We start from the raw sequence: 25562 nt of genomic DNA, 5'->3' as shown, positions 1-25562 counted from the left end.
GGACGATGAAGAGAAAAAACCGTACTACGATTCCAAGTAAATATATTCTGTTTGTTTTGACTCTTTTGTGTGTGGCTGCCATGTCTGTTTCTTTCCTGACGAATTTTGACGGGGGACCGCTGAATGTTGTTTCTGGATATGTGCTGGTACCAGTGCAGCGAGGGATGAATGCGGTAGGCGGATGGGTCAGAGATAAAGCAGATAATCTGGAAGATTTGAAGAAAATCCGGGAGGAGAATGCACAGCTTCAGGAGCAGATCTCAGAATTAACGCTGGAAAATAACTCTCTGTTACAGGACCGTTACGAATTGGAAGAATTAAGGTCTCTGTACAAGCTGGACAATGATTACTCTGATTTGAATAAAATTGCTGCCAATGTAATCGGAAAGGATTCCGGTAACTGGTTCAATATGTTTATTATCGACAAGGGTTCCAATGATGGAATTCAGGTGGATATGAATGTCCTTGCAGGTGGGGGACTGGTAGGAATTGTGACTAAAGTGGGACCGGACTGGGCTCAGGTGCGTTCCATTATCGATGACATGAGTAATGTCAGCGCCATGATTCTGAAGAATTCTGATCTCTGTTATGTCAGAGGTGACCTTCAGATGATGACAGAAGGAACACTTCAGTTAAATCAGCTTCGCGATGAAGACAATGAGGTGGAGCAGGGCGATAAGGTAGTTACTTCTTATGCCAGTGCCAAGTATCATAGAGGGATCCTGATTGGATATGTGAATGAGATTTCCACGGATGCCAATAATCTTACCAAATCAGGAAGTATTACACCTGCAGTGGATTTTGAACATCTGAGCACGGTGCTCATTATTACAGATCTGAAACAACAGGTGAGCAGCGACGACCTGAATTCAGCAGAGTAGGGAAAGGAGACTGTCAGTGAAACGTAAAATTGTCATCGCACTGATGATTATCGTCTGCTTTCTTCTGCAGAGCACGTTATTCCAGAGCCTTTCCCTTGCATCCATCAGTCCGAATCTTTTGATTATTCTTACTTCTGCCTATGGCTTTATGAAGGGGAAGAAAGAGGGAATGGCGGTAGGATTCTTTTGCGGATTACTGGAAGATATCTTTTTTGGACGTCTTCTGGGCATGCATGCGCTGATCTACATGTATATCGGCTATGCAAATGGTTATTTTAATCAGATTTTTTATGGGGAAGACATTAAGCTTCCTATGGCACTTATTTCTGCCAGTGAGCTGGCTTACGGACTGGGAACATATCTGATTATGTTTCTGATGCGAAGCCGGTTTGATTTTTTCTATTATCTGAAAAGAATTATTCTGCCGGAGCTCTTATATACCATTATTGTGACACTGTTTGTATACAGAATTATTTACATGATTGACCAGAAACTTGAGAAGAAAAAAGATCTTAAGGAGCGGATAGATATTGTTTGAGGACTGGAAAGAAGCTGTCGTAAGTTTTGTGACATCTCGGATATTTGTGCTGATGATAGTATTTCTGGCATTTTTCGGGATTCTGCTTGGCCGTGTATTTGTCCTTCAGATTATCAATGGACAGCAGTATGCGGAAGATTTTACGATGAAAATCAAAAAAGAAGTCAGTATTGCAAGTACCAGAGGAAAGATCTTTGACCGGAACGGTCAGATTCTGGCAGACAATGTACTGTCTTATTCTGTGACCATTGAGGATAATGGAACTTATGAGACTACCCGTGAGAAACAGGCAACTTTGAACCGTACGATCCTGAAGGTGCTTGATATTGTAGAATCCCATGGAGATTCTGCCATCGGTGACTTTGGTATCATTTATCAGAACGGGCATTATGAGTACACGCAGGAAGGCACCTCTCTTCTGCGTTTTAAAGCGGATATTTACGGATATAAAACCATCGATGAACTGGAAAAAAAGCCGGAGCAGTATGTGGCAAGCGCAGACCAGATCATGGAATTTCTGTGCAGCAACAAGAAATATTTTATTTCACCTGATGCATACACAGAAGAACAGCTGGCACAGTATAAAGTTGCGACGGATTTGACCCCGGAGAAAACTCTACAGTTGGTTACAATCCGATATCAGATGAGCAACAACAGTTATAAGCGTTATGTGGCAACCACCATTGCTTCGGATGTCAGTGATGAGACGGTTGCGGAGATTCTGGAGAACCAGAGCAGTCTGCAGGGTGTGGATATTGCAGAGAGTAGTTTAAGAACATATCCGGATGCCAAGTATTTTGCCAACATTATCGGTTATATTGGAAAACCGGATCAGGACGAACTGGCAAGCCTGCAGGAAGAAAATGAAAATTATGAAGCAAATGATATCGTAGGAAAGGCCGGACTGGAGCAGTATATGGAGACACAGCTTCAGGGAACAAAAGGTCAGAGGACGATTTATGTAGACAGTGTCGGTAATGTGCTGGAAACGGAAAGTGAGACAGCACCGGAATCCGGAAAGGATTTATATCTGACCATAGATAAAAATTTGCAGGAGACTGTTTATAAGGTGTTGGAACAGAGGCTTGCCGGGGTTCTGGTATCCAAGATCAGAAATATAAAACAGTATACATCTACCGGTTCGGCTGCAGATATCCAGATTCCTATTTATGATGTTTACTATGCGCTGATCAACAATCATATTATCGATACCACGCATTTTTCTGCTGATGATGCAACGGATTTGGAAAAATCCATTCAGGACCGTTATGAGCAGCGACTTGCTTCTACCATTGATCAGATCCGCACGGAGTTAACGACCGATAACCCGACGGCATATACGAATCTGTCTATTGATATGAAAAATTATATGAGTTACATTGTATCAGATGTACTCATGGGCAGTAACCAGGTGCTGATGAGCAGTCTGGTGGATCAGGAAGATCCCACCTACATTGCATGGGCGAAGGACGAAACCATCAGCCTGAAGGAATACCTTCAGTATGCGATTTCCAGAAACTGGGTCAATGTATCAGGCTTGGATGTGCAGACGTCATATCTTAGTTCTGAGGAAATCTATGATGTAGTGGTGGATTTTATTTCGACAGAGTTGGAAAATGATGTCGATTTTCAGACGATGCTGTATAAATATATCCTTTTAGATGATGTGGTGACGGGAAGAGAGATTTGTCTTCTCTTGTATGAACAAGGTGTTCTGGAGTATGATGAGGAGACGGTTGGAAAATTACAGATTGGTTCTACATCTGCATACAATTTTATGCTGGATAAGATCAGTCATCTGGAAATTACGCCGGCACAGCTGGCACTGGAACCGTGCAGTGCGGGGGCTGTTGTGACAGATCCGAATACCGGGGAAGTGCTTGCATGTGTTTCTTATCCTGGATATGACAACAACCGTTTAACGAATACATTGGATTCTGAATATTTTGCAGCGTTGAATCGGGACAAATCAAGCCCACTGTACAGCAAAGCGACTCAGCAGCAGACAGCCCCTGGTTCTACATTTAAACCGGTTGTCGCAGTGGCCGGACTGGAGGAAGGGGTGATTTCTCCTTCTGAGATTATTCATGCAACCGGTGTATTTACAGATGCTTATGGTTCTCCGACCTGCTGGATTTACAACCAGTATCATGGAAGCCATGGAAACATCAATATGGTTGATGCGATTAAGGTGTCCTGCAACTACTACTTTTATGAAGTGGGATTTCGCCTGGGAGGAGGAAGATCCACAGGATATTCTTCTGATAAAGCGTTGTCCCTGCTGGCAAAATATGCGACTCAGTTTGGCTTGAATGCGAATTCTGGTATTGAGCTTTCTGAAAGTGATCCACAGCTGTCGACCAAGGACGGAATCCGTTCTTCCATTGGACAGGGCAATGCCTTGTTTACAGTTTCCCAGCTGGCGAGATATGTGAGCACCATTGCAAACAGAGGAACCGTTTACAACCTGACGCTATTAGATAAATTGACAGATTCTGAAGGAAACACTATTGAAGATTATTCCGCGTCAGTATATAATAAAATGGAAATTGCAGATGTTGACTGGAATACGATCCAGGAAGGTATGCATCAGGTAGCACTGAACACCAGTGCATTTAAAAATCTGGATCTGACCATTGCAGGTAAGACTGGTACGGCTCAGCAGTCCAAGAGTCATCCCAATCATGCACTTTTTATTGGTTATGCGCCATATGAAAATCCACAGCTTGCGGTGGCAATCCGTATTGCCAATGGTTATACGTCCGCTAATGCGGCGGCCATGGCATCGGATATTTTTAAATACTACTTCGATCTGGAAGGAAAAGACGAGGTGGTAAACGGTACTGCTGTCCAGGGAACATCAGAAGTAATTAACGACTAGGAAAAAAGTAATGAATGAGCAGAGTGTTGTAATTAAAAGTAACAGATATGGGATTACCCTGTTTCTGGATAAGGATGCATCCTTTCAGGAATTGCTGAGTAGCATCCGGGAAAAATTCAGAGCGTCATCCAAGTTTTTTAAAGATGCCCAGATGGCGTTGGCATTTGAAGGCCGTCAACTGACACAGGAGGAGCAGATAGAGGTGATTCAGGCAATTCAGGAATCTTCCGGACTGCAGGTACTGTGTATTTTGGAAAATGATGCGCTGAAAGAATCCTATATGAAACAGATTGTAGAGGGACGAAAGCAGAAAAGTGCCGAAAGTGACGGCAGATTTTATAAAGGAACGCTTCGTTCCGGACAGGTTCTGGAATCTGAGACCAGTATTGTGATACTGGGTGATGTGAATCCGGGAGCTACCGTTGTATCCAAGGGAAATGTTGTAGTCCTTGGTGCACTGAAAGGAACCATTCATGCAGGTGCGGCAGGTAATGAAAGTTGTTTCGTGGCTGCTTTGAACATGATGCCGATGCAAATCCGAATTGGGGACTGCATCGCACGCTCCGCAGACGGTCCGATGACAAAAGGAGCAACGGAACCGATGATTGCCTATACAGAAAACGGTAATATCTATATGGAGCCGATTACAAAAGAAGTGATTAACGACATCCGGATCTGACCATAATGAAAGATGGAAACCGGAGCAGAGATAGAAAAGTGGAGGATGCGTAAATGAGTGAAGTAATTGTTATTACATCAGGAAAAGGCGGCGTCGGAAAGACAACCACGACTGCCAATGTGGGAACCGGACTGGCAAAGCTGGATCAGAAAGTAGTTATGATCGATACAGATATAGGACTTCGCAACCTTGATGTTGTTATGGGCCTGGAAAATCGAATCGTTTATAATCTGGTGGATGTTGTAGAAGGAAATTGCCGGATTAAACAGGCGTTGATCAAGGACAAGCGATATCCGAATCTTTACCTTCTTCCGTCTGCACAGACGAGAGATAAGACGGCGGTCAGTCCGGAACAGATGGTGAAACTCATCGATGAGCTAAAAGAAGAATTTGATTATATTCTGTTGGACTGCCCTGCAGGTATCGAACAGGGATTCAAGAATGCCATTGCAGCTGCAGATCGTGCATTGATCGTAACGACACCGGAGGTATCTGCCATTCGTGATGCAGACCGTATCATTGGTCTTTTGGAAGCAAATGAAATCAAGAGAACAGATTTGATTGTAAACCGAATCCGTATGGATATGGTAGAGAACGGAAATATGATGTCTATGGATGACGTTGTGGAGATCCTTGCCATTGACCTGATCGGAGCGGTTCCGGATGATGAGAATATCGTTATTGCAACCAATCAGGGCGAACCGTGCGTAGGAGATTCTTCACTGGCCGGACAGGCTTATATGAACATCTGCCGCAGAGTGATGGGGGAAGAGGTTCCGTTCCTGGATCTGAAGGTTAAGACCAGCTTTTTCGACAGACTGAAGAATCTGTTCAAATAGGGGGAATAGTATATGGGATTCATGGATTTCTTTCGTAAGAAGAACTCAGGAGAAGTGGCAAAGGATCGTTTGAAGCTGTTATTGATTTCGGATCGTGCCAATTGTTCACCTGAAGTGATGGAAGCCATTAAGAATGACATTATCAAAGTTATTACCAAATATATGGAAATTGACAGTGAGGGTCTGGATATTCAGATCACGCAGACAGAGTCTGAAGGCGGTAATGGAGCAGTGCCGGTACTCTGTGCAAATATTCCGGTAAGGGATATGAAGAAAAGAAATTAGAAATAAGGTGAGATATGTTCAGACAATATAAACTGAGGGATTTCAGACTTCGGTTAGTGGTACTTGTGTATGCGATTTCCATTCTCAGTGTGTTTGTCATCGGCAGTGCCGCAGAAGAATATCAGAGCCAGCAGCTTCTGGGAATTATGATGGGATCTGTAATTATGCTGATATTTACTCTGCTTGATTACCGGGTACTGCTGAATTTCAGCTGGGTGATTTATGCAGTCAATTTGATTCTTCTGGTAGCAGTCATTCCTTTTGGGGTAAAGGTCAACGGAGCCAGAAGATGGCTGAAAATCGGTTTTTTCAGATTCCAGCCATCAGAACTTACCAAACTGGCATTAATTGTGTTTTTCGCATACTTCTTTGTGAAATATAAAGAAAAGCTTAACAGCTTTAAAGTGATCTTTATTTCATTGGTTTTGCTTGGCATTCCGCTGCTGCTTTTGAAACAACAGCCACATCTGTCAGCGATGATTACTATTTGTTTCATTTTCTGCGTATTGATTTTTTCAGCAGGCCTGAGTTATAAAATCATTGGTGGAATTATTGCGGTGGCAGTGCCGACAGCACTGATTGGAATTAACCTGATTCTCAGAGAAGGACAGAATATTCTGGATGCTTACCAGTTAAAGCGTATTATGGCATGGCTAGAGCCGTCTAAATATGCAGATGATGCATATCAGCAGCTGAATTCCGTGATTGCCATAGGTTCAGGACAGCTTTATGGAAAGGGATTATATAATACGGATATTTCATCTGTAAAGAACGGTAACTTTATTGTGGAGCCGCAGACAGATTTCATCTTTGCCGTTACTGGTGAGGAGTTGGGTTTTATTGGGTGCGCAACAGTGATTATTCTGTTGGCACTGATTACGATGGAGTGTCTCTGGATTGGAAAGAATGCCAGAGATGAAGAAGGAATGATTATCTGCTGCGGATTCGGCGGTTTGATTGCGTTTCAGACATTTGCAAATGTCTGTGTAACTACAGGCCTGATGCCGAATACTGGTGTACCGCTTCCATTTGTCAGTTACGGATTAACGTCTCTGATCATGTTATACATGGGGATTGGAATTGTACTTAATATCGGTTTACAACCGAAAAAATATTAACAGGGGGTAACACCATGAACATTGGATTGATTGCGCATGACGCAAAGAAAGTTCTAATGCAGAACTTCTGCATTGCATACAGAGGTATTCTCTGTAAAAATGAATTATATGCAACCGGAACTACCGGAAGACTGATCGAAGAGGTGGCAAATTTGTCAGTTCACAAATTCCTGGCGGGTCATTTGGGCGGTGAGCAGCAGCTTGGAGCTCAGATTGAGCACAATCAGATCGATCTGGTTATCTTCCTGAGAGATCCGGTACAGCCAAAGAAGCATGAGCCGGATGTTAATAATGTGGTATATTTGTGCGATATGCATAATATTCCGATTGCAACCAATCTCGCAACGGCAGAGCTTCTGATTAAATCACTGGACAGAGGAGATATGGAGTGGCGTGAGATGTATAAATAAAAAGCGGCAGATCGCGGCGCTTCTTCTGGCAGCGTGTCTGACGGCGTCACTTACTTCCGGCTGCGGGCAGACGGCTCAGCTTACAGATGCATTTTCGTCAGATCATCCGGAATATGGAATTCAGTCTGGAGATGACAATACGGAAATTCCATATTTTGCAAAAGATCTGTGCGTGGCAGAAGGAGATGCAGAAGAGATTGAAGCAGATACTTCTGAAGCCGGAGCAGCACTTTTTTTTAATATAGATACGAAGGAAGTGTTGTATGCAAAAAACATTTATGAGCGGCTTTACCCGGCCAGTACTACGAAATTGATGACTGCACTGGTGGCATTGAAAAACGGAGATTTGGACGCACAGACTACCGTAAGCCAAGAGTCAGTAACTTTCCATGAATCCGGAGTATCCACGGCGAAACTGAAGGCGGGAGATGTATTAACACTCCGGCAGCTTCTTTATGCGCTTCTTTTGCCATCAGCTAATGATGCTGCAAATGTGATTGCTGAGCAGATTGCAGGAAGCCAGGATCAGTTTGTGGCAATGATGAATGCAGAAGCAAAAGAAATTGGTGCAACCGGTTCCCATTTCGTAAATGCCAACGGATTGCATGATGAGAATCACTATACGACTGCATATGACCTGTACCTGATTTTTCAGGCTGCCATGCAATACGATGATTTTATGGAAATTATTCAGCAAAAAGAATACACGGCTACCTACACCGCCTCGGACGGATCTGCGATCGAGGCAACCTGGTCCAGTTCCAACAAGTTTACATCGGGCGCGGTAACTGTTCCGGATGGCGTCCAGGCAGTAGGAGGAAAAACTGGCACGACAACTGCAGCAAGATCCTGTTTGGTTCAGCTTTTTACGGATGTGCAGGGACAGCGGTATGTTGCAATTATCCTTGGTTGTAAAGAACGTGGAATTCTGTATGAAGAAATGCAGAGCTTTTTATCTAATTTGAACAATTAAACCTTGTATTTCACCCTTCTTAATGGTATAATCTTACTAACAAAACAGCAACCGAAGGAGGGCACTGGTATGGTACAGTTAATTGTAGGAGTAAAAGGCACAGGAAAGACTAAAAAAATGCTGGATCACGTGCATGAATCTATTAAGAATGTGGAAGGCAATATCGTATATCTGGACAAATCTTCCCAGAATATGCATGAGCTTGACAACAAAGTTCGTTTGATCAATGTTTCAGAGTATCCTATTGATACGACAGATCAGTTTATTGGTTTTGTATGTGGAATCTGCTCTCAGGATTATGATCTCCAGGAAATGTATTTAGATGGATTTTTAAAGATTGCCAGACTGGAAGGACAGGATATTTCCAGTGCCCTGTCGCAGTTGAACAAGATCAGTGAGCAGTTTAAGGTAAATATGGTTCTCAGCGTATCCATGGATGAGAAGGATTTACCGGATTTTGCAAAATCACAGGTGATTTAAGAACCGGCATAAAAGGAAACACAAAGCGGGTGCCCACAAAAGGACACCCGTTTTTTATTGTATTAAGAAAAGAGAGGAGCAGGTTCCATGTCAGGAAACCGGAGAAGAAAAAAGATCGTCAGAGTAAACAGCCGCAGACCGATTAACATCGATCTGGTATTTTTTGGCGCAGTGGCGGTTTATATCTGTGTCATTTGTTATATGGGACTGACTTCGACCCATATTGCAGGATATGAGGTAAATAAAGGAACACTTGCTGCCAATCATACATATACCGGATTTGCGGTTCGGCAGGAATCCGTTTATCAGGCAGATACGTCAGGTTATGTCAGCTATTATGCCAGTGAAGGAGACAGGGTGTCTGCTTCTTCTCTGGTTTATACGGTAGATGAAAAAGGCGAGATTAATCAGCTGATCCAGGAAAATGCGGAAAATGTGGATTTGACGGATGACAATTTTTCTATGATTCGAAGTGAGATCAGCAGCTATATGGGAGATTTTGATGAGCTCACGTTTTCAGATGCCTATACGTTCCAGTCTTCCATGGAGAGTTCTGTCATGGAACTGCTGAACCAGAATATGCTGGACAGTCTGGAGGAAGCGGGTGATAATTCCATGTTTTCCAAAGTTTATTCCGGCGGTATCGGTATTCTGGAATATTACACGGATGGATATGAGAATGTCACCGTGGAAAGCATGACAGAAGATATGTTGGATGAGAAAAGTTATTCGAAAGAAAGTCTGAAAAAAGAGATTGTCCAGAGTGGGGATAATGTATACAAGCTTTCAACTTCAGAAAAATGGAGTTTGGTAGTCCCTATTACAGAGGAAGAAGCAACGCAGTATCAGCAGGAAGAAAAAAAATATATGCAGGTGGAATTTACCAGGGATCATACGACGGCCTGGGCTGCTTTCTCCGTAGTGAACGTAGGAAGTATTCCTTGTGCAAGACTTGATTTCAATAACTCTATGGTTCGGTTTGCAGATGCCCGGTATATTCAGGTGAAATTCCTGGTGGATGATCAGCAGGGACTGAAGATTCCCAACAGCGCCATTGTTGAAAAAGAGTTTTATTTAATACCGAAGGAATTCCTCATAGAGCAGGAGGACAGTAAAGGATTCCTGAAAGAAATTTATGACGATTCGGGACAGGCTACGGCACAGTTTGTAAATATGACGCTGTACTATGAGGATGACGATTATTATTATGTAGATCCTTTGGAATCTGATTATGCAACTGGAAACAAGAAGCTTTCCGTAGGAGATTATCTGGTGGCGGAAAACAGTGATGCCCGGTTCCAGATTGGACAGAAAGGCTCTTTACAAGGAGTGTATAATATTAATAAAGGATATACCCAGTTCCGTCAGATTAATATTCTTGCACAGAATGAAGAATATACGCTGGTGGAAGAAGGAACCAGTTACGGTCTGACCGTTTATGACCATATTGTCCTGAATGGCAGTGCAGTAGATGAAGACGAAATTATTTATTAAGGAGTGATCACAAAGATGGTAGCAGAAAATTACAGGGAAGTAGATCGCAAAGTATGTGAAGCATGTGCACGTGCAGGAAGAGACCGGTCTGAAGTCACTTTGATTGCCGTCAGCAAAACCAAACCAGTGGAAATGATCCGTGAAGCCATGGAGGCAGGCGCGAATGTGTTTGGCGAAAATAAAGTGCAGGAACTCTGCGATAAGTATGAGCAGCTGCCAAAGAATCTGCACTGGCATTTAATTGGCCATCTGCAGCGAAATAAAGTGAAATATATTGTGGGAAAGACAGATTTGATTCATTCTGTTGACTCGCTGCGACTGGCAGAGGAGATCAGCAAAGAAGCAGCGAAAAAAGGAACAGACGAGCGGATTCTGATTGAAGTAAATGTGGCTCAGGAAGAGAGTAAGTTTGGCGTTACTGTACAGGATACGGAAGAACTGATCCGTGAGATTGCAGGTCTTTCGCACCTTCATATCTGCGGACTTATGACAATTGCTCCGTATGTGGAAGATGCAGAAAAAAACAGACCGATTTTTCGTACTTTAAAGAAATTGGCAGTTGACATCAAAATGAAAAACATTGATAATGTATCTATGGATGTGCTTTCAATGGGAATGACCGGAGACTATGAAGTTGCCGTCGAAGAGGGAGCGACGATGGTGCGTGTAGGAACAGGTATTTTCGGAGAGAGGAATTATTCGATATAAAGGAGAACCGAAAATATGAGTATTTTGGATAAGCTCATGGACACCATGCATCTGAATACGGAAGATGATTATGATGACTATGACGATTTTGATGACGATTATGAAGATGAGCGTTCAAAAAAGGGCGGATTATTCAAGAAGAAAGATAAAGACTACGATTATGACCTGGCAGATGATGTAGTGGCAGATAAGCCGGCAAAAAAGCAGGCTCCGGCCCGCATTACACCTATGCGTTCCAAAAAAGGAAGTAATGGAATGGAAGTATGTGTATTCAAACCGACGCAGTTTGATGAATCCAGAGAGATCACAGATACTCTTTTATCTAATTGTACGGTTGTTTTAAACTTTGAGGGACTGGATGTGGAGGTTGCCCAGAGGATTATTGATTTTACATCAGGATCCTGTTATGCAATCGGTGGAAATCTTCGAAAGGTTTCCAACTACATATTTATTGTAACTCCCAGAAATGTGGATCTTGCAGGCGATTTCCAGGAGATCGTGGCAGGAGCCTTTGATGTTCCGTCTATTTAAGAAAAATAGGACGGTGAGAGAAACAGGGCATCAGATCAATGTATCCGATGCCTTTTTTATCGTATAGGGGAATTCATTTCTATTAGAGTGAGGAGATTCATATGGCAGAATGTGCAGAAAAAATACTTGATGTAAAAAAGAATGGAGTATTCAGTTACTCCATTTATCTGGAACCGGATTTTGACAGACTGCCGGATGCGCTGGAGCCGCTTCGGGTGGAAGACCGGAGACTTTGCATTGTATCAGACAGTAATGTCCATGAACGTTATGGGGAGAAAGTGAAGTCGCTTCTTGCCGGACACTGTGCCAAAGTGACATCTTTTGTTTTTCCGGCAGGGGAGGAAAATAAGACTCTGGATACAGTGAAGGCGTTGTATGAGCATTTGATTCTGGAAAAATTTGATCGGAAAGATCTGTTGATTGCCCTGGGCGGCGGAGTGGTTGGTGACCTGACCGGATTCGCGGCAGCCACTTATTTGAGAGGCATCGACTTTGTACAGATTCCGACAACCCTGTTATCTCAGGTGGATTCCAGTATCGGAGGAAAGACGGGAGTTGACTTTGACGCTTATAAGAATATGGTAGGAGCATTCCATATGCCGAAACTGGTGTATATGAATCTGGGAACACTGAATACTCTTTCAGAGCGTCAGTTTGCTTGTGGTATGGGTGAGATTATCAAACATGGTCTCATTCAGGATAGAGAATATTTTACATGGCTGAAAGAAAACAGCAAATCGGTTATGAACCGGGGATATGAGGCACTTCTTCCTATGGTAGAAGGAAGCTGTCGGATTAAACGCCATGTGGTGGAGGAAGATCCTACAGAAAAAGGAATCCGGGCATGGCTCAATTTTGGCCATACAGTAGGACATGCGATTGAAAAACTGAAGAATTTCCAGTTGTGTCATGGGGAGTGTGTGGCAATTGGTTCTGCTGCTGCAGCTTATCTTTCCATGAAACGAGGGCTGATTACGGAAGCAGAAGAAGCGGATATTTGCGAAACATTGAAGCTCTATGGTCTGCCTGTAAGTGTGGATCATCTTTCAGCAGAGGAGGTTTTGAAGACAACAAAACTGGATAAGAAGATGGAAGGTGGACACATCAAATTTGTGCTGTTAAAACGTATTGGAGAAGCAGCTGTCTATAAAGATGTGGAGGATGCAGAATTACTGGAAGCGATTCACTATGTACTGGAAGGAGAGACCCATGAATAAATATCTGTGCAAACCGTGGTTTGCGGCTATTTTAACAGTGATTCTCATTGGATTTGACCAGTGGACAAAGATGCTGGCGGTGGCATTTTTAAAAGGGAAAGATCCCTTTGTGATCTGGAACGGGGTATTTGAACTCCATTATCTGGAAAACAGAGGTGCAGCTTTTGGTATGATGCAAGGACAGAGAACATTTTTCTTGATTATGGGTATTGTGGTATTTATTGCCGTCATATATCTTTTTTCCCACATGTCAAAGGAGAATCGTTTTTGGCCGATCCGTCTGATTGCTGTCTTTATTCTGGCAGGAGCCTGGGGCAACATGCTGGATCGTATGCGCCTTTTTTATGTAGTGGATTTCTTTTACTTTAAGCTGATTGATTTCCCGATTTTCAATGTGGCAGATATCTATGTCAGCGTAGGAACGGCAGTGCTGATTATACTGATCTTGTTCTATTATAAAGAAGAAGAACTGAATCTTCTGTTGAAGGGCAGAAAAGGGGATAAGAAATCATGAGTCAGATTCGTCTGGAAGCGGATGAGTCCTACATGGATGAGCGGCTGGACAAATTTTTAAGCGCGGTGCTCCCTGACCAGTCCAGATCCTATCTGCAGAAAATTATTAAAGACGGGAGCGTGCTGGTTAATGGCAAAGCGCAGAAAGCCAGTTATCGGATGGAGGACCAGGATGAAGTACTGGTGGATCTGCCGGAATTGAAAGAACCGGAGATTGAGGCAGAAAATATACCGTTGGATATTTTATATGAAGATGATGACCTCCTGATGGTAAATAAACCGAAAGGAATGGTAGTACATCCGTCAGCCGGGCATCTGACCGGAACGCTGGTCAATGCAGTTATGTATCATTGCAAAGATTGTTTATCTGGTATTAATGGTGTGATGCGGCCGGGTATTGTACATCGGATTGATATGGATACGACGGGTGTGCTTGTCATCTGCAAAAATGATAAAGCCCACAATCATGTGGCAGCCCAGTTAAAGGAACATTCGATTACCAGAAAATATCGGGCGATTGTTCATGGGGTGATCAAGGAAGAGGAAGGAACCGTGGATGCATCTATTGGAAGGCATCCGGTGGAACGGAAGAAGATGGCAGCCGGGGTGAAGAACGGCAAGCGAGCCGTAACCCATTATCGGGTACTGCAGCGGTTCCGGAATCATACATATATTGAGTGCCAGCTGGAGACGGGAAGAACTCACCAGATCAGGGTGCACATGGCGTCAATTGGTCACCCTCTTTTGGGAGATACCGTCTATGGACCGGCAAAGAATCCTCTGCATCTGCAGGGGCAGACCCTCCATGCACAGGTACTGGGACTGATTCATCCATCCACCGGAGAATATCTGGAAGTGGAAGCACCGCTTCCGGAGTATTTCGAAAAGCTTTTGAAGAGCTTGTAAAAGACAGAATCGTAAAGGACAGAGACGAATTATGAGTGAAACAAAGCAGACAGGAAGACGAAAAAACGCATCAGCATCCGGTACGCAGAATCGGAAAACGCAGAAATCACAGACAAAGACGCGGAAGACAAAAGCAAAAGCACAGCTGAAATCACAGGAGACCGGAATTGGTGAAGAAATTGCACTGGTGGTACTTCTGGTGCTGGCAGCCTTCCTTTTTATTAGTAATTTTGGGGTAGGAGGCGTCGTTGGCAGTTTTGTCAGTGATGTTTTGTTTGGCTGCTTTGGATTATTCGCCTATGTGGTTCCGGTGCTTATGCTGCTGGTGATTTTGTTCTCCCTTGCAAATAAAGAAAGCCTGCCTGCTAAAATTAAAGTGGCAGGGTTAATTCTGGCCTGCCTTGATCTGGCAGCCTGCTTTCATCTGGTTGTGATGGGAAAGATAGATTCCACAAAAGTTGTGGATATTTATGCATATTGCAGTGACCATCGCGGCGGAGGCGGCGTGGTAGGCGGTCTTCTGGCCAATTTTTTACATAATATATTTGGATTTGCAGGAGCCTGTCTGTTACTGGCAGGAATACTGGTAATCTGTATGGTCATGATTACCGGAAAATCTTTTGTAAAGGTGATGTCCAGAGGCAGTCAGAAAGCTTATGAGTCTGCAAGAGATGATATGGTCCGCCGTCGCCAGGTATCGGATCAGAGAAAAGAGGAGCGACGGGAACAAAAAGAAGAACAGAAAAAGCAGCGCCTGGAAAAGAAAGTCAGCGGTGTGGGGGCAGATCTGCTGATTCCCAAAAATGAAGGGAACGGTCTGCAGGAAGTGGCGGCAGAACCGGAAACACAGGAAATGCCGGAAATACAGGAAATGTCGGAAATACAGGAAATGCCGGCAATACCGGAAAATGCCTGCATGCCGGAGGAGACTATTATTGGATTTGACGAGGATGACCTTCTGAAAAATGCGTTGAGCAGAAGAGAACTGGAAGCAGAAAAAGCCCAGGAAGCCAAAGCGAGAGCAGATGCGGAAGTAAAAATGCCAACGAATGAGAGTTTGCAGCCAGAGACACCTGCATATCAATTTCCACCTTTAAGTCTTCTGAAGGCACCGGATAAAGGAAATCAGCCAAAAGAAGGGAAGGCATGGCTTCAGGAGACAGCCGGACAGCTGCAGCAGATTATGGAAGATTTTGGTGTGAATGCGACAGTTACCAATGTAAGCCGCGGACCTGCCGTTACCCGTTACGAAGTACAGCCGGCTCATGGTGTTAAAGTAAGTAAGATTGTAGCATTGGCAGATGATATTAAGCTGAATCTGGCAGTGCCGGATGTGCGTATTGAGGCACCGATTCCAGGAAAAGCAGCTGTGGGAATTGAAGTTCCCAACAAAGAAAATTCCATGGTCATGTTCCGGGAACTGGTAGAATCCGAGGAATTTAAAAAACATAAGTCAAAACTGGCTTTTGCAGTGGGGAAAGATATTGGCGGAAAGATTATGGTGTCTGACATTGCGAAGATGCCCCACCTTCTGATTGCAGGAGCTACCGGTTCCGGTAAATCCGTGTGTATCAATACACTGATTATGAGTATTCTCTATAAAGCCCGTCCGGATGAGGTCAAGCTGATTATGATTGATCCGAAGGTGGTAGAGTTAAGTGCATATAATGGTATTCCGCATCTTCTGATTCCTGTTGTGACAGACCCTAAAAAGGCAGCCGGTGCTCTCAACTGGGCAGTAACTGAGATGATGGGGCGTTATAATCGGTTTGCGGAACTGAATGTGCGAAATATTCAGGGATATAATGAGAAGATTGATTCTATTGCGAATATTGAAGATGATAATAAGCCGGAGAAAATGCCGCAGATTGTTATTATTGTGGATGAGCTGGCAGATTTGATGATGGTTTCGCCCGGTGAAGTAGAGGATGCGATCTGCCGTCTTGCACAGTTGGCGCGTGCAGCAGGCATCCACTTGATTATTGCAACCCAGAGACCGTCTGTGAATGTCATCACTGGTCTTATTAAGGCAAATATGCCATCACGAATCGCATTTGCTGTATCTTCCGGTGTGGATTCCAGAACCATTCTTGATATGAATGGCGCAGAGAAACTGCTGGGAAAAGGAGATATGCTTTTTTCTCCATATGGAATCCCCAAACCGCTGCGGGTACAGGGTGCTTTTGTATCTGATGCGGAAGTGGGAGCGGTTGTGGAGTTTTTAAGCGGCCAGAATTGCGAGACGACCAGTAATAAAGAAGATATTGAAGCACAAATGAAGCAGATGCAGACAGCGATGGAGAGCGTAACTGCTCAGGATGCAGTTGGTGGCGGAAATGACAGGGATGTACTGTTTGTAGAAGCAGGAAAATTTATCATTGAGAAAGATAAAGCATCTATCGGAATGCTTCAGAGATGGTTTAAGATAGGATTTAACCGTGCGGCAAGAATTATGGACCAGCTGGCCGATGCTGGTGTGGTTGGCGAAGAAGAAGGAACCAAACCAAGGAAAGTGCTCATGTCTATGGAGCAGTTTGAACAGTATCTAGAGGAATACTAAAGGGAAAGGAGTGCATCATTCGGTATGAAATGCCAGAAGTGCGGAGCAGAGATTCCGGAAGGAAAGATTTACTGTGAAAAATGCGGACAGGCCATACAGATGGTTCCAGATTATAATCCGGTAGATGATATTTCCATTGGAACCGAAGAATCGGTGGATGAGCAGCTCCGATCCCATTTTTCAGAACAAGTTTTGGAAAAGGACGAAGAGGAAGAAATACAGGAAGAACAAAAACCGTGGTATCGAAAATGGAGTTTTCGAATAGGAGTTCTTTGTTTGCTAGGAGTTGGAGTGCTTGTTTACCAGACAGCCTATCATTTTATAAAAGCAGAGCAGGAGGTGGAGGCTGAACCGGAAGAGACAATTTTGTTGGAAAAGCCGCTGCTCAGTATGGAACCGGGAACCTACAGCCATACATTACAGCTGATTTTGTCCTATGCAGAACAGGAAGATGGAGCTATTTACTATACAACCGACGGAACAACGCCGGATGTGTACAGTTCCATGTACCATAGTCCGATTTCCATTGATGAGGGAACGACGATTATCCGGGCAGTTTTTATTCGGAGCGATGGAACACAGAGTGAGGAAGCGGATGGAACCTACAAAGTGGTTTTTGAATATCCGGATGAACCGGTCTTCAGTGTGGCAGAAGGTCAGTACGTGGGTGGATTTTCTGTAACAATCCGGGCAGGAGCAGGCAGCAAGATCTACTATACGACCAATGGGGAGGAACCAGACAGATACTCTACCCGCTATACAGGTCCTATACAGGTCAATCCGGGGTTGACTGTGTTGCAGGCAGTCGCAGTGGATGAAGATAACAGAGAAAGTGGTGTAGTGGAAGCTATCTATGATGTAAAAGAAGCGGAAATTACAGCAGATCCGGCGGCTCCGGTGGTGGATCCGGCGGCTCCGGCGGTAAATACTGCTCCGTAAATCAATTTTTCATCTTGTTTTTGGAAAGATTTTGTTAAATTTTTGTTGAAATATGCATGAATTTGCATTATCATAAGAGGTAATGATTTGTAATCTGCAGTGTATATAACACGGCAAGATATAGGAGGCTATGTATGTTCAAGATTTTAGAGGCAGAGCAGCTGTCTGCAAACGTCTACAAACAGGTCATTCTCGCTCCGAGAGTGGCAAAGTCTTGCGAGCCGGGTCAGTTCATTATTTTAAGAGTGGACGAGCACGGAGAGCGCATCCCGCTTACTATCTGTGATTATGACAGAGAAGCAGGAACAGTTACCATCGTATTCCAACCCATTGGTGTATCTACTAACAAACTGGTCGCATTGAAAGCAGGCGATTCCATCGCAGATTTTGTTGGACCGCTGGGACATCCGTCTGATCTGGTTACCGATGACTTTGAAGAAGTTAAGAAGAAAAAAGTTGTTTTCATTGCTGGTGGAGTAGGTACTGCTCCGGTATATCCGCAGGCAAAATGGCTTCATGAGCATGGCATTGAGTGCGATATTATTGTTGGTGCAAGAACCAAAGATATCCTGATCATGGAAGAAGAGATGAGTAAGGTTGGTAACCTGTATCTCTGCACTGATGACGGAAGCTACGGCTTTAAGGGCGTTGGTACTGCTATGCTGGAGAAACTGGTAAGTGAAGGACATCACTATGATCTGTGTGTTGCTATCGGACCGATGATCATGATGAAATTTGCATGTCTTACCACCAAGAAGCTTGGCATCCCGACTGTTGTCAGCATGAACCCGATCATGGTAGACGGAACCGGTATGTGCGGTGCCTGTCGTGTGATGGTTGGAGACGAAGTGAAGTTTGCATGTGTAGACGGACCGGAGTTCGACGGTCACAAGATCGACTTTGATCAGGCTATGAAGAGAGCAGCAATGTACAAGACCGAAGAGGGAAGACGTTTCCTTGCATTCAAAGAGGGAGCAACCCACCACGGCGGCTGCGGAAATTGCGGAGGTGACAAATAATGGCACAGGGACTGACAAGAGTACCGGTTAGAGAGCAGAATCCGAAGGTTCGTGCTACAAACTTCGAGGAAGTATGTTACGGTTACAATAAAGAAGAAGCAGTAGAAGAGGCAAAGCGTTGCCTTGGCTGTAAAAAACCGAAATGTGTAGAAGGATGTCCGGTTTCCATTAATATTCCGGAGTTCATCGCAGCAGTAAAAGAAGAGAAATTTGACGAAGCATTCAAGATCATCAGCCAGTCTTCTGCTCTTCCGGCTGTCTGTGGACGTGTGTGCCCGCAGGAAAGCCAGTGTGAGGGTAAATGCGTACGTGGAATCAAAGGTGACCCGGTAGCAATCGGTAAACTGGAGCGTTTCGTTGCTGACTGGGCAAGAGAGAACGGTATCAAACCGGAAGCTCCGGCTGAGAAGAATGGTAAGAAAGTTGCAGTTATCGGTTCTGGTCCTTCCGGACTGACCTGCGCAGGAGATCTTGCAAAACTTGGTTATGATGTAACCATTTTTGAGGCATTACATAAAGCAGGCGGCGTACTGGTATATGGTATTCCGGAGTTCCGTCTTCCGAAAGACCGCGTTGTCGGACCGGAAGTTGAGAATGTAAAATCTCTCGGCGTTAAAATCGAGACTGACGTTATCATTGGTAAAACAGTTACCATCGATGAACTGATTGAGAACGAAGGATTCGATGCAGTATTCATCGGTTCCGGTGCTGGACTGCCGAAATTCATGGGTATTCCGGGTGAAACTGCTTGTGGGGTTCTTTCTGCAAATGAGTTCCTGACCAGAAATAACCTGATGAAAGCTTTCGATGAAAGCTATGACACTCCGATCGTACACGGCAAGAAAGTCGTAGTCGTTGGTGGTGGTAACGTTGCTATGGATGCTGCACGTACTGCACTGCGTCTTGGCGGCGAGACTCATATCGTATACAGAAGAAGTGAGGAAGAGCTTCCGGCTCGTAAAGAGGAAGTTCATCACGCAAAAGAGGAAGGTATTATCTTTGACCTTCTGACCAATCCGGTAGAGATCATCGTTGATGAGAATGACTGGGTAAAAGGTGTGAAATGTATCAAGATGGAACTGGGTGAGCCGGATGCTTCCGGAAGACGTCGTCCGGTAGAGGTTCCGGGATCTGAGTTCGTAATCGACTGCGATACCGTTGTTATGTCCCTGGGAACTTCCCCGAACCCGCTGATCTCCTCCACAACCAAAGGTCTTGAGATCAATAAGAGAAAATGTATCGTTGCTACCGAAGATACTGGCGCTACCTCCAAAGAGGGCGTTTATGCCGGTGGTGATGCAGTTACCGGAGCAGCTACCGTTATCCTGGCAATGGGCGCAGGTAAAGCAGCAGCAAAAGGTATTCATGAGTATCTGAGCCAGAAATAAAATATAAAAAAACGAGCAGTCTTTAAATAGGCTGCTCATTTTTTATCTCTATCTCTTTATATTCTCCCGGTTTCAGTTTGGGATCCAGAATTAGATCTCCCATGGAAATACGTTTTAATTGAATGACACAGCAGCCGACCACCTTCAACATGCGGCGGATCTGGCGTTTGCGGCCTTCGGAGATGGTGATGGTGCCGAATACCACAGGATGATCAGGAAGGTTATATTTTAATTTTTCCTGCATATCCGGATGGAGATGAGGCACGACTTTAGAGAGGATGGAAGTTCCTGTCACTGTGACAGAGGCACTTGTAGTGGGACGGCCAGAGCCGATGAGCAGGACGCCTTCAGATAATTTCCTGAGTTTTTCTTTGTCCAGGGTTCCAAGAGCAGTAAACTCATAGGTCTTTGACACATGAAAGGCAGGATTGGTCATTTCCTGATTCCAGATACCGTCATCGGTAATCATAAGAAGCCCCTCGGTTTCACGGTCAAGGCGTCCTACAGGAGACAGATGCTCATTTTCCAGGGAATGGAAATAATCCATTACCACTGGAAAACGGTCATCTCTGCGGGCCGTGACACAGCCGAAGGGCTTATTGAACATATAATAGTGTTTCATAAACGCTAACCTTCCGGAAACAGTTCGTTATAATAATGCTCGGCTAATTCTTCAGCATAAGCGTCGTCCAGTTCCGGGAAAGCGAGCATCATGCGTTCTCTCATTAACTCTGTCACCATAAAATATTTCATTTCATTGGTAGTATTCTCATCCAGATCCACAGTCAGAGATTCCGGTGTCAGATTCTCTTTGGCCCAGTCGCTGATTTTTTCTTCCAGGGTAGATTCCTTTGAAATATCGTCCAACATGGATATAGCTTTTTTAAAGGAAAGTCCGGCAACAATCAGGAAAATGAAAAACATAATTTCCATAATGGCAAGAGAAAAAATGCTGAAGGGAAGTTTGATAAATCCAATCAGTGCCAGGGTAATAATCAGAAAGCCACCACTTCCAACTAAAAGAAACGTCCAGGCAGAAGACTTGGTCTCCGACTGCATATCTTTTGCAGATCTATGTGTGCTCATGTGAAATTCCTCCTCTGTATGTCATTCCTGTATTTTATTATAACCGAAAGCTTTCCGAGATTCAATCCACAAAGAGATCTTGCGTAAATTCCAGTATTCGGGTATAATCGTAAGATAAAGTACGAAAGAATTTTTGCATATTTCCGGAGGACGGATTTGAATAAATCAAAGGAGCTTAAAGGTATGAGCAACAGCAGAATTGAACAGATTATCGAGGAAATGGAAGACTATATTGATACTTGTAAAGGACCGCTTTTCTCCTCAGGAGATAAGATTGTCGTAGAGCGTGAGCGGATGGAGGAGCTTTTAAGAGAACTTCGTCTGAAGACACCGGAGGAGATCAAACGTTATCAGAAGATTCTGGCAAATAAAGATGCGATTTTGGCAGATGCACAGCAGAAAGCAGAAGCAATTATTGCGCAGGCAAACATTCAGAATCAGGAACTGGTCAATGAGCATGAGATTATGCAGCAGGCTTATGAGCAGGCAAATCAGGTGATTGAGATGGCTACGAATCAGGCTCAGGAGATTCTGGATAATGCAACCAGAGATGCTAATGAGATTCGCCGCGGAGCCATTCAATATACAGACGATATGCTGGCAAATCTGCAGGAGATGGTACAGAATGTAGTGGAAAATTCCAACAGTCGTTATACGGCATTGATGCAGAATTTCCAGGATTTCTATAATACAATTATTAGCAACCGTGAGGAGCTTGCACCGGAGACATCCGTTAAGACAGAGGAGGAAGCGTCAGTAAAAGAATCGGAGTCAGAAGCGCAAGAATAATCCGGCCAGTCAGCCAGGAACGCATAGTCAGCGTCGTGTCATGAAGAACACTGCTGGTCTGCGCCCAGATGCTGAAACCGCCAAAAGAAGCGCAGGCACAGGCACATGCAGTCATGAGTCTTGTGGAACAGCCGGTTAAGGCTGTGATCTGGTGGATTCCACAGCTGATTTCCAGAAGGGAACTGATCAGAGCAGCAATAGGAGTCGGAAGGGGCAATAGCTGCATCATTCGGACCAGGATGGAAAATAGAACAATATAGCCGCCCAACTTAGCGACTGTGGCGAAGCTGTCCATCATACAGGCATCCAGCATCGGAAATTGCATCCGGCGCAGAGGTGCCTGTTTTTTATTACCTGTATCAGAAAAATGATAAAAAGGGCGTGAACAGATACCATACAGAAGAGGCATGGCATAGAAGAAGACGCAGAGTGCCCATGGCACTTTCGTGCATCCCAGCTTTTTCAGACAAATGTAATTGATAAAAAAACTGGGGCTGACATTATTGCAGAATCCAAGGAGATAGGTGCCTTCTTCTTTGGAAATATGCTGCTCACGAACCAGATCTGCAGTGACTTTGGCACCCATGGGAAATCCACAGAGAAATCCCATAAGAACTGCGTAGCAGCCGTCTTCAGAGATACGGAAGATTTTGCGAAAAAATGGCGCGTAGAGTCGGTTCAGATATCGGAACAGCCCGGTCTTTACCATCAGGGCTGAAACGATCAGGAAGGGAAGCAAAGAAGGCAATACAGAAGTGTACCACAGAGTGAGGCCCAAGGAACAGCCTTCCGTTGTCTGCACTGGATGGGTAAAGAAAAGTAATAGGAAACAGAGAGGAAGGAAAACGGAAAGTATCTTTTTCAAGGGCACCCCATATAATGAACTAATTCTTTACAATGTATGGGGCAGGTGAAAAAATATGAATCCTTTTCGGCAAATGGCCTGCCTTGGACTGCTGATTTTGCTGCTGTGCTGCGGAATTCAATTTGAAAGAGAATGGATGGACGATGGGGAACCGGAGCAGACAGCACTGGAACAGTATCAGACCCAGGTGGAAACCGTCTGGAAAGAACTTGTTTATTTCCCGGTACCGGAATCATCGGTGAATCAAAAGGCAGTCATCCGGTTTGAAAATACCTGGCAAACGGAGCGGCATTACGGCGGAAAACGAAAGCATGAGGGGATTGATCTGATGGCAGAACCTGATAAAAGCGGATACTTTCCGGTGCTGAGCATGACAGATGGAACCATTGAGCAGGTGGGATGGTTGGAAAAGGGAGGCTGGCGGATTGGAATCCGGTCTATAGGTGGTAATTATTACTATTATGCACATTTTCATTCCTATATCAAAGACTGGAAAAGGGGAGATCCGGTGAAGGCCGGGGATTTGCTGGGGTATATGGGAGATTCGGGGTACGGACCGGAAGGAACGACGGGGCAGTTCCCGGTGCATCTTCATCTGGGGATCTATCTTCCAGCTGCGGGAAAAGGCGAGCAGGCCATCAACCCTTACTGGATGCTCCGCTATCTGGAAAACAAAAGGCTTTCATACATATATTAACGTGACGGTATAAGAAGAAAACTTGACATCCTCCCTTACTTGTCGTATAGTAAAAAAGCAAAGTGAATAGAAAATAAGTACCGGGGAGCCTGCGGAAACGGGCTGAGATCTGACTGACACCGTCAGGACCCGTATACCTGATTTGGATCATGCCAACGTAGGAAGTAACTGTGAAAAGATAGAGAAGTGGAAGTACGCTGGTATTTCCACTTTTTTTATCGCCTGCGGCGGTACATTGGGGGCACCACCTTGCATCGCCTAACAAAAGTTATTGATGCCTGAAAGGAGAATTTTTATGAAGACAGCATTAACAATCGCCGGAAGTGATTCCAGCGGAGGCGCCGGTATCCAGGCTGACTTAAAGACCATGATTGCAAACGGGGTATATGCCATGACTGCAATTACGGCTCTGACAGCACAGAACACCACCGGCGTCCAGGGAATTTTCGAGGTAACCCCGGAATTCCTGGAACAGCAGATCGACAGCGTATTTACGGATATCCGTCCGGACGCAGTGAAGATCGGCATGGTTTCTTCTGTGGGACTGATCGAGTCCATCGCAAAGAAACTGAAACAGTATGAAGCAGAAAATATCGTAGTGGACCCGGTTATGGTGGCAACCAGCGGATCAAGACTCATCAGCGAGGACGCCATTGGTGCATTAAAAGAGCTTTTACTGCCCATGGCGACGGTTCTGACTCCGAATATTCCGGAGACGGAAGTTCTCTCCGGAATGGAAGTAAAGACCGCGAATGACATGATTGCAGCAGCAAAATATATCAGTGAGACCTATCACTGTGCCGTACTCTGCAAGGGTGGACATCAGTTAAATGATGCCAATGACCTTCTGTACCGGAATGGCGATTATAAATGGTTCAATGGTAAACGGATCGACAACCCGAATACCCATGGTACCGGATGTACGCTGTCCAGCGCTATTGCCTCCAATCTGGCAAAAGGCTATGATCTGGACACCGCAGTGGAGCGCGCAAAAGCTTATATCTCCGGCGCTCTGGCAGCCATGCTTGATCTGGGACAGGGTTCCGGCCCCATGGATCACGGATTTGATTTTCGTGGAAAAGGATTTGCGGAGGAAAAGGCATGACCGTTACAGAACGTCTTTTAAAAGACACAGAATCTATCTGGGCAGAATACCATCAGCACCCCTTTGTACAGGGGATTGCCGACGGAACTCTGGATAAAGAAAAATTCAAATATTATATGATACAGGACTATCTGTATCTTCTTGATTATACGAAAGTATTTGCTATTGGCGTTGCAAAGGCGAAGGACATGGAGTTTATGAAACGCTTTGCAAATTCCACCCATGCTATTTTAGATGGAGAGATGGATATTCACAGAAGCTACATGGCACGCCTTGGCATCACGCCGGAAGAGGCAGAACATACGAAGCAGGCCCTTGATAATCTGTCTTATACCTCCTATATGCTCCGCGTGGCTTATGAAGAAGGGCAGGCAGAAGTAGCAGCTTCCATTCTTTCCTGCGCACTGAGTTATGAGGCAATTGCCCGCCAGATTGTAGCTGAGCACCCGGAAGCAGACAAACATCCGTTTTATGGAGAATGGGTATCCGGTTATGTGTCAGACAGCTATCATGAGGAAAATGAATCCCTTGTGGTTTTAGTTGATCGTCTGGCAGCAGACTACAATGAAGCACAGCTTGCACATCTTTCTGAAATCTTCACCGCATGTTCCCGCTATGAAAAAGCGTTCTGGGACATGGCATGGGAAATGAGGAAATAGTG

At 44.6% G+C, this 25562-nt stretch carries 27 protein-coding genes and 1 riboswitch; of the genes, 24 read left to right on the top strand and 3 right to left on the bottom strand.

Features of this window, described 5'->3' with window-relative positions; genetic code table 11:
* Positions 1-5: 5 nt before the first annotated feature.
* The 20 genes from mreC (at position 6) to gltA (ending at position 20359) form a co-directional block, all read left to right on the top strand.
* Positions 6-881: a rod shape-determining protein MreC gene (mreC, locus tag ACZMB2_RS00385; protein WP_487595009.1), complete on the top strand. Its 876-nt coding sequence runs from the start codon at positions 6-8 to the stop codon at positions 879-881.
* Between the two features lie 16 nt (positions 882-897).
* Positions 898-1419 (top strand): rod shape-determining protein MreD, encoded by a 522-nt coding sequence (gene mreD / locus ACZMB2_RS00380; RefSeq protein WP_487595008.1) that lies wholly within the window; start codon positions 898-900, stop codon positions 1417-1419.
* A 52-nt stretch (positions 1420-1471) separates the two neighbouring features.
* On the top strand, positions 1472-4300 hold the full coding sequence (locus ACZMB2_RS00375; RefSeq protein ID WP_487595007.1) for a penicillin-binding transpeptidase domain-containing protein: 2829 nt from the start codon (positions 1472-1474) through the stop codon (positions 4298-4300).
* Positions 4301-4310: 10 nt separating this feature from the next.
* Complete coding sequence (minC, locus tag ACZMB2_RS00370; protein WP_487595006.1) at positions 4311-4979, top strand: septum site-determining protein MinC; 669 nt, start codon at positions 4311-4313, stop codon at positions 4977-4979.
* Between the two features lie 53 nt (positions 4980-5032).
* Positions 5033-5818, top strand: a complete 786-nt coding sequence (gene minD / locus ACZMB2_RS00365; protein WP_487595005.1) for a septum site-determining protein MinD — start codon at positions 5033-5035, stop codon at positions 5816-5818.
* A 12-nt stretch (positions 5819-5830) separates the two neighbouring features.
* Positions 5831-6103 carry a cell division topological specificity factor MinE gene (gene minE, locus ACZMB2_RS00360; RefSeq protein WP_487595004.1) on the top strand — a complete coding sequence of 91 codons (273 nt, stop codon included), beginning with the start codon at positions 5831-5833 and terminating at the stop codon, positions 6101-6103.
* 14 nt (positions 6104-6117) lie between these two features.
* The gene (locus ACZMB2_RS00355) at positions 6118-7221 is read left to right on the top strand and encodes an FtsW/RodA/SpoVE family cell cycle protein (RefSeq protein WP_487595003.1); all 1104 of its coding nucleotides are present in this window, start codon (positions 6118-6120) and stop codon (positions 7219-7221) included.
* 14 nt (positions 7222-7235) lie between these two features.
* Positions 7236-7631 (top strand): methylglyoxal synthase, encoded by a 396-nt coding sequence (locus ACZMB2_RS00350; RefSeq protein WP_487595002.1) that lies wholly within the window; start codon positions 7236-7238, stop codon positions 7629-7631.
* On the top strand, positions 7615-8604 hold the full coding sequence (locus tag ACZMB2_RS00345; protein WP_487595001.1) for a D-alanyl-D-alanine carboxypeptidase family protein: 990 nt from the start codon (positions 7615-7617) through the stop codon (positions 8602-8604). The genes ACZMB2_RS00350 and ACZMB2_RS00345 overlap by 17 nt, the downstream gene beginning before the upstream one ends.
* Positions 8605-8673: 69 nt before the next feature.
* A complete protein-coding gene (locus ACZMB2_RS00340; protein WP_487595000.1) occupies positions 8674-9084 on the top strand; it encodes a twitching motility protein PilT in 411 nt (136 codons plus the stop codon).
* Positions 9085-9171: 87 nt separating this feature from the next.
* Positions 9172-10578 (top strand): biotin/lipoyl attachment domain-containing protein, encoded by a 1407-nt coding sequence (locus tag ACZMB2_RS00335; protein WP_487594999.1) that lies wholly within the window; start codon positions 9172-9174, stop codon positions 10576-10578.
* Positions 10579-10593: 15 nt separating this feature from the next.
* Positions 10594-11286: a YggS family pyridoxal phosphate-dependent enzyme gene (locus ACZMB2_RS00330; protein WP_487594998.1), complete on the top strand. Its 693-nt coding sequence runs from the start codon at positions 10594-10596 to the stop codon at positions 11284-11286.
* 15 nt (positions 11287-11301) lie between these two features.
* Positions 11302-11817: a cell division protein SepF gene (locus ACZMB2_RS00325; RefSeq protein WP_487594997.1), complete on the top strand. Its 516-nt coding sequence runs from the start codon at positions 11302-11304 to the stop codon at positions 11815-11817.
* Positions 11818-11918: 101 nt separating this feature from the next.
* Positions 11919-13034: a 3-dehydroquinate synthase gene (aroB, locus tag ACZMB2_RS00320; protein WP_487594996.1), complete on the top strand. Its 1116-nt coding sequence runs from the start codon at positions 11919-11921 to the stop codon at positions 13032-13034.
* Entirely contained in the window at positions 13027-13548 is a 522-nt protein-coding gene (gene lspA, locus ACZMB2_RS00315) for a signal peptidase II (protein WP_487594995.1), read from the top strand. The genes aroB and lspA overlap by 8 nt, the downstream gene beginning before the upstream one ends.
* The gene (locus tag ACZMB2_RS00310; RefSeq protein WP_487594994.1) at positions 13545-14453 is read left to right on the top strand and encodes an RluA family pseudouridine synthase; all 909 of its coding nucleotides are present in this window, start codon (positions 13545-13547) and stop codon (positions 14451-14453) included. Before lspA ends, ACZMB2_RS00310 begins: the two co-directional genes overlap by 4 nt.
* A 31-nt stretch (positions 14454-14484) precedes the next feature.
* Positions 14485-17013 (top strand): FtsK/SpoIIIE family DNA translocase, encoded by a 2529-nt coding sequence (locus tag ACZMB2_RS00305; RefSeq protein ID WP_487594993.1) that lies wholly within the window; start codon positions 14485-14487, stop codon positions 17011-17013.
* Between the two features lie 24 nt (positions 17014-17037).
* Positions 17038-17952, top strand: coding sequence for a chitobiase/beta-hexosaminidase C-terminal domain-containing protein (locus ACZMB2_RS00300; protein WP_487594992.1), 915 nt, complete (start codon positions 17038-17040; stop codon positions 17950-17952).
* A 134-nt stretch (positions 17953-18086) separates the two neighbouring features.
* Positions 18087-18971: a sulfide/dihydroorotate dehydrogenase-like FAD/NAD-binding protein gene (locus tag ACZMB2_RS00295; protein ID WP_118770021.1), complete on the top strand. Its 885-nt coding sequence runs from the start codon at positions 18087-18089 to the stop codon at positions 18969-18971.
* Entirely contained in the window at positions 18971-20359 is a 1389-nt protein-coding gene (gene gltA / locus ACZMB2_RS00290; RefSeq protein WP_118770022.1) for an NADPH-dependent glutamate synthase, read from the top strand. Before ACZMB2_RS00295 ends, gltA begins: the two co-directional genes overlap by 1 nt.
* A 22-nt stretch (positions 20360-20381) precedes the next feature.
* On the opposite strand, the gene ACZMB2_RS00285 is transcribed toward gltA, so the two are convergent.
* Positions 20382-20981 (bottom strand): pseudouridine synthase, encoded by a 600-nt coding sequence (locus ACZMB2_RS00285; RefSeq protein WP_487594991.1) that lies wholly within the window; start codon positions 20979-20981, stop codon positions 20382-20384.
* A gap of 5 nt (positions 20982-20986) precedes the next feature.
* Positions 20987-21445, bottom strand: coding sequence for a hypothetical protein (locus ACZMB2_RS00280; protein ID WP_487594990.1), 459 nt, complete (start codon positions 21443-21445; stop codon positions 20987-20989).
* 183 nt (positions 21446-21628) lie between these two features.
* Here ACZMB2_RS00280 and ACZMB2_RS00275 point away from each other — a divergent pair, with 183 nt between their 5' ends.
* A complete protein-coding gene (locus ACZMB2_RS00275; protein ID WP_487594989.1) occupies positions 21629-22234 on the top strand; it encodes an ATPase in 606 nt (201 codons plus the stop codon).
* On the opposite strand, the gene ACZMB2_RS00270 is transcribed toward ACZMB2_RS00275, so the two are convergent.
* On the bottom strand, positions 22179-23012 hold the full coding sequence (locus ACZMB2_RS00270; protein ID WP_487594988.1) for a transporter: 834 nt from the start codon (positions 23010-23012) through the stop codon (positions 22179-22181). The two genes, ACZMB2_RS00275 and ACZMB2_RS00270, sit on opposite strands and share 56 nt — an antisense overlap.
* A gap of 223 nt (positions 23013-23235) precedes the next feature.
* Here ACZMB2_RS00270 and ACZMB2_RS00265 point away from each other — a divergent pair, with 223 nt between their 5' ends.
* The 3 genes from ACZMB2_RS00265 (at position 23236) to tenA (ending at position 25560) form a co-directional block, all read left to right on the top strand.
* Positions 23236-23796 carry a M23 family metallopeptidase gene (locus ACZMB2_RS00265; protein ID WP_487594987.1) on the top strand — a complete coding sequence of 187 codons (561 nt, stop codon included), beginning with the start codon at positions 23236-23238 and terminating at the stop codon, positions 23794-23796.
* A gap of 71 nt (positions 23797-23867) precedes the next feature.
* Positions 23868-23977: riboswitch (TPP riboswitch) on the top strand.
* Positions 23978-24091: 114 nt separating this feature from the next.
* Positions 24092-24901, top strand: a complete 810-nt coding sequence (gene thiD / locus ACZMB2_RS00260; RefSeq protein WP_118770028.1) for a bifunctional hydroxymethylpyrimidine kinase/phosphomethylpyrimidine kinase — start codon at positions 24092-24094, stop codon at positions 24899-24901.
* Complete coding sequence (tenA, locus tag ACZMB2_RS00255; protein WP_118770029.1) at positions 24898-25560, top strand: thiaminase II; 663 nt, start codon at positions 24898-24900, stop codon at positions 25558-25560. The genes thiD and tenA overlap by 4 nt, the downstream gene beginning before the upstream one ends.
* Positions 25561-25562: the final 2 nt, after the last annotated feature.

This window comes from Hominiventricola sp. (assembly GCF_057604405.1).
This window is presented reverse-complemented; position numbering and strand designations above follow the sequence as displayed.

What these genes read in the sequence shown, in the direction of transcription:
- mreC (WP_487595009.1), top strand. Translation starts at nt 6, where the DNA reads ATGAAGAGAAAAAACCGTACTACGATTCCAAGTAAATATATTCTGTTT.
- ACZMB2_RS00375 (WP_487595007.1), top strand. Translation starts at nt 1,472, where the DNA reads ATGATAGTATTTCTGGCATTTTTCGGGATTCTGCTTGGCCGTGTATTT.
- minC (WP_487595006.1), top strand. Translation starts at nt 4,311, where the DNA reads ATGAATGAGCAGAGTGTTGTAATTAAAAGTAACAGATATGGGATTACC.
- minD (WP_487595005.1), top strand. Translation starts at nt 5,033, where the DNA reads ATGAGTGAAGTAATTGTTATTACATCAGGAAAAGGCGGCGTCGGAAAG.
- minE (WP_487595004.1), top strand. Translation starts at nt 5,831, where the DNA reads ATGGGATTCATGGATTTCTTTCGTAAGAAGAACTCAGGAGAAGTGGCA.
- ACZMB2_RS00355 (WP_487595003.1), top strand. Translation starts at nt 6,118, where the DNA reads ATGTTCAGACAATATAAACTGAGGGATTTCAGACTTCGGTTAGTGGTA.
- ACZMB2_RS00350 (WP_487595002.1), top strand. Translation starts at nt 7,236, where the DNA reads ATGAACATTGGATTGATTGCGCATGACGCAAAGAAAGTTCTAATGCAG.
- ACZMB2_RS00340 (WP_487595000.1), top strand. Translation starts at nt 8,674, where the DNA reads ATGGTACAGTTAATTGTAGGAGTAAAAGGCACAGGAAAGACTAAAAAA.
- ACZMB2_RS00335 (WP_487594999.1), top strand. Translation starts at nt 9,172, where the DNA reads ATGTCAGGAAACCGGAGAAGAAAAAAGATCGTCAGAGTAAACAGCCGC.
- ACZMB2_RS00330 (WP_487594998.1), top strand. Translation starts at nt 10,594, where the DNA reads ATGGTAGCAGAAAATTACAGGGAAGTAGATCGCAAAGTATGTGAAGCA.
- ACZMB2_RS00325 (WP_487594997.1), top strand. Translation starts at nt 11,302, where the DNA reads ATGAGTATTTTGGATAAGCTCATGGACACCATGCATCTGAATACGGAA.
- aroB (WP_487594996.1), top strand. Translation starts at nt 11,919, where the DNA reads ATGGCAGAATGTGCAGAAAAAATACTTGATGTAAAAAAGAATGGAGTA.
- lspA (WP_487594995.1), top strand. Translation starts at nt 13,027, where the DNA reads ATGAATAAATATCTGTGCAAACCGTGGTTTGCGGCTATTTTAACAGTG.
- ACZMB2_RS00310 (WP_487594994.1), top strand. Translation starts at nt 13,545, where the DNA reads ATGAGTCAGATTCGTCTGGAAGCGGATGAGTCCTACATGGATGAGCGG.
- ACZMB2_RS00305 (WP_487594993.1), top strand. Translation starts at nt 14,485, where the DNA reads ATGAGTGAAACAAAGCAGACAGGAAGACGAAAAAACGCATCAGCATCC.
- ACZMB2_RS00300 (WP_487594992.1), top strand. Translation starts at nt 17,038, where the DNA reads ATGAAATGCCAGAAGTGCGGAGCAGAGATTCCGGAAGGAAAGATTTAC.
- ACZMB2_RS00295 (WP_118770021.1), top strand. Translation starts at nt 18,087, where the DNA reads ATGTTCAAGATTTTAGAGGCAGAGCAGCTGTCTGCAAACGTCTACAAA.
- gltA (WP_118770022.1), top strand. Translation starts at nt 18,971, where the DNA reads ATGGCACAGGGACTGACAAGAGTACCGGTTAGAGAGCAGAATCCGAAG.
- ACZMB2_RS00285 (WP_487594991.1), bottom strand. Translation starts at nt 20,981, where the DNA reads ATGAAACACTATTATATGTTCAATAAGCCCTTCGGCTGTGTCACGGCC.
- ACZMB2_RS00280 (WP_487594990.1), bottom strand. Translation starts at nt 21,445, where the DNA reads ATGAGCACACATAGATCTGCAAAAGATATGCAGTCGGAGACCAAGTCT.
- ACZMB2_RS00275 (WP_487594989.1), top strand. Translation starts at nt 21,629, where the DNA reads ATGAGCAACAGCAGAATTGAACAGATTATCGAGGAAATGGAAGACTAT.
- ACZMB2_RS00265 (WP_487594987.1), top strand. Translation starts at nt 23,236, where the DNA reads ATGGACGATGGGGAACCGGAGCAGACAGCACTGGAACAGTATCAGACC.
- thiD (WP_118770028.1), top strand. Translation starts at nt 24,092, where the DNA reads ATGAAGACAGCATTAACAATCGCCGGAAGTGATTCCAGCGGAGGCGCC.
- tenA (WP_118770029.1), top strand. Translation starts at nt 24,898, where the DNA reads ATGACCGTTACAGAACGTCTTTTAAAAGACACAGAATCTATCTGGGCA.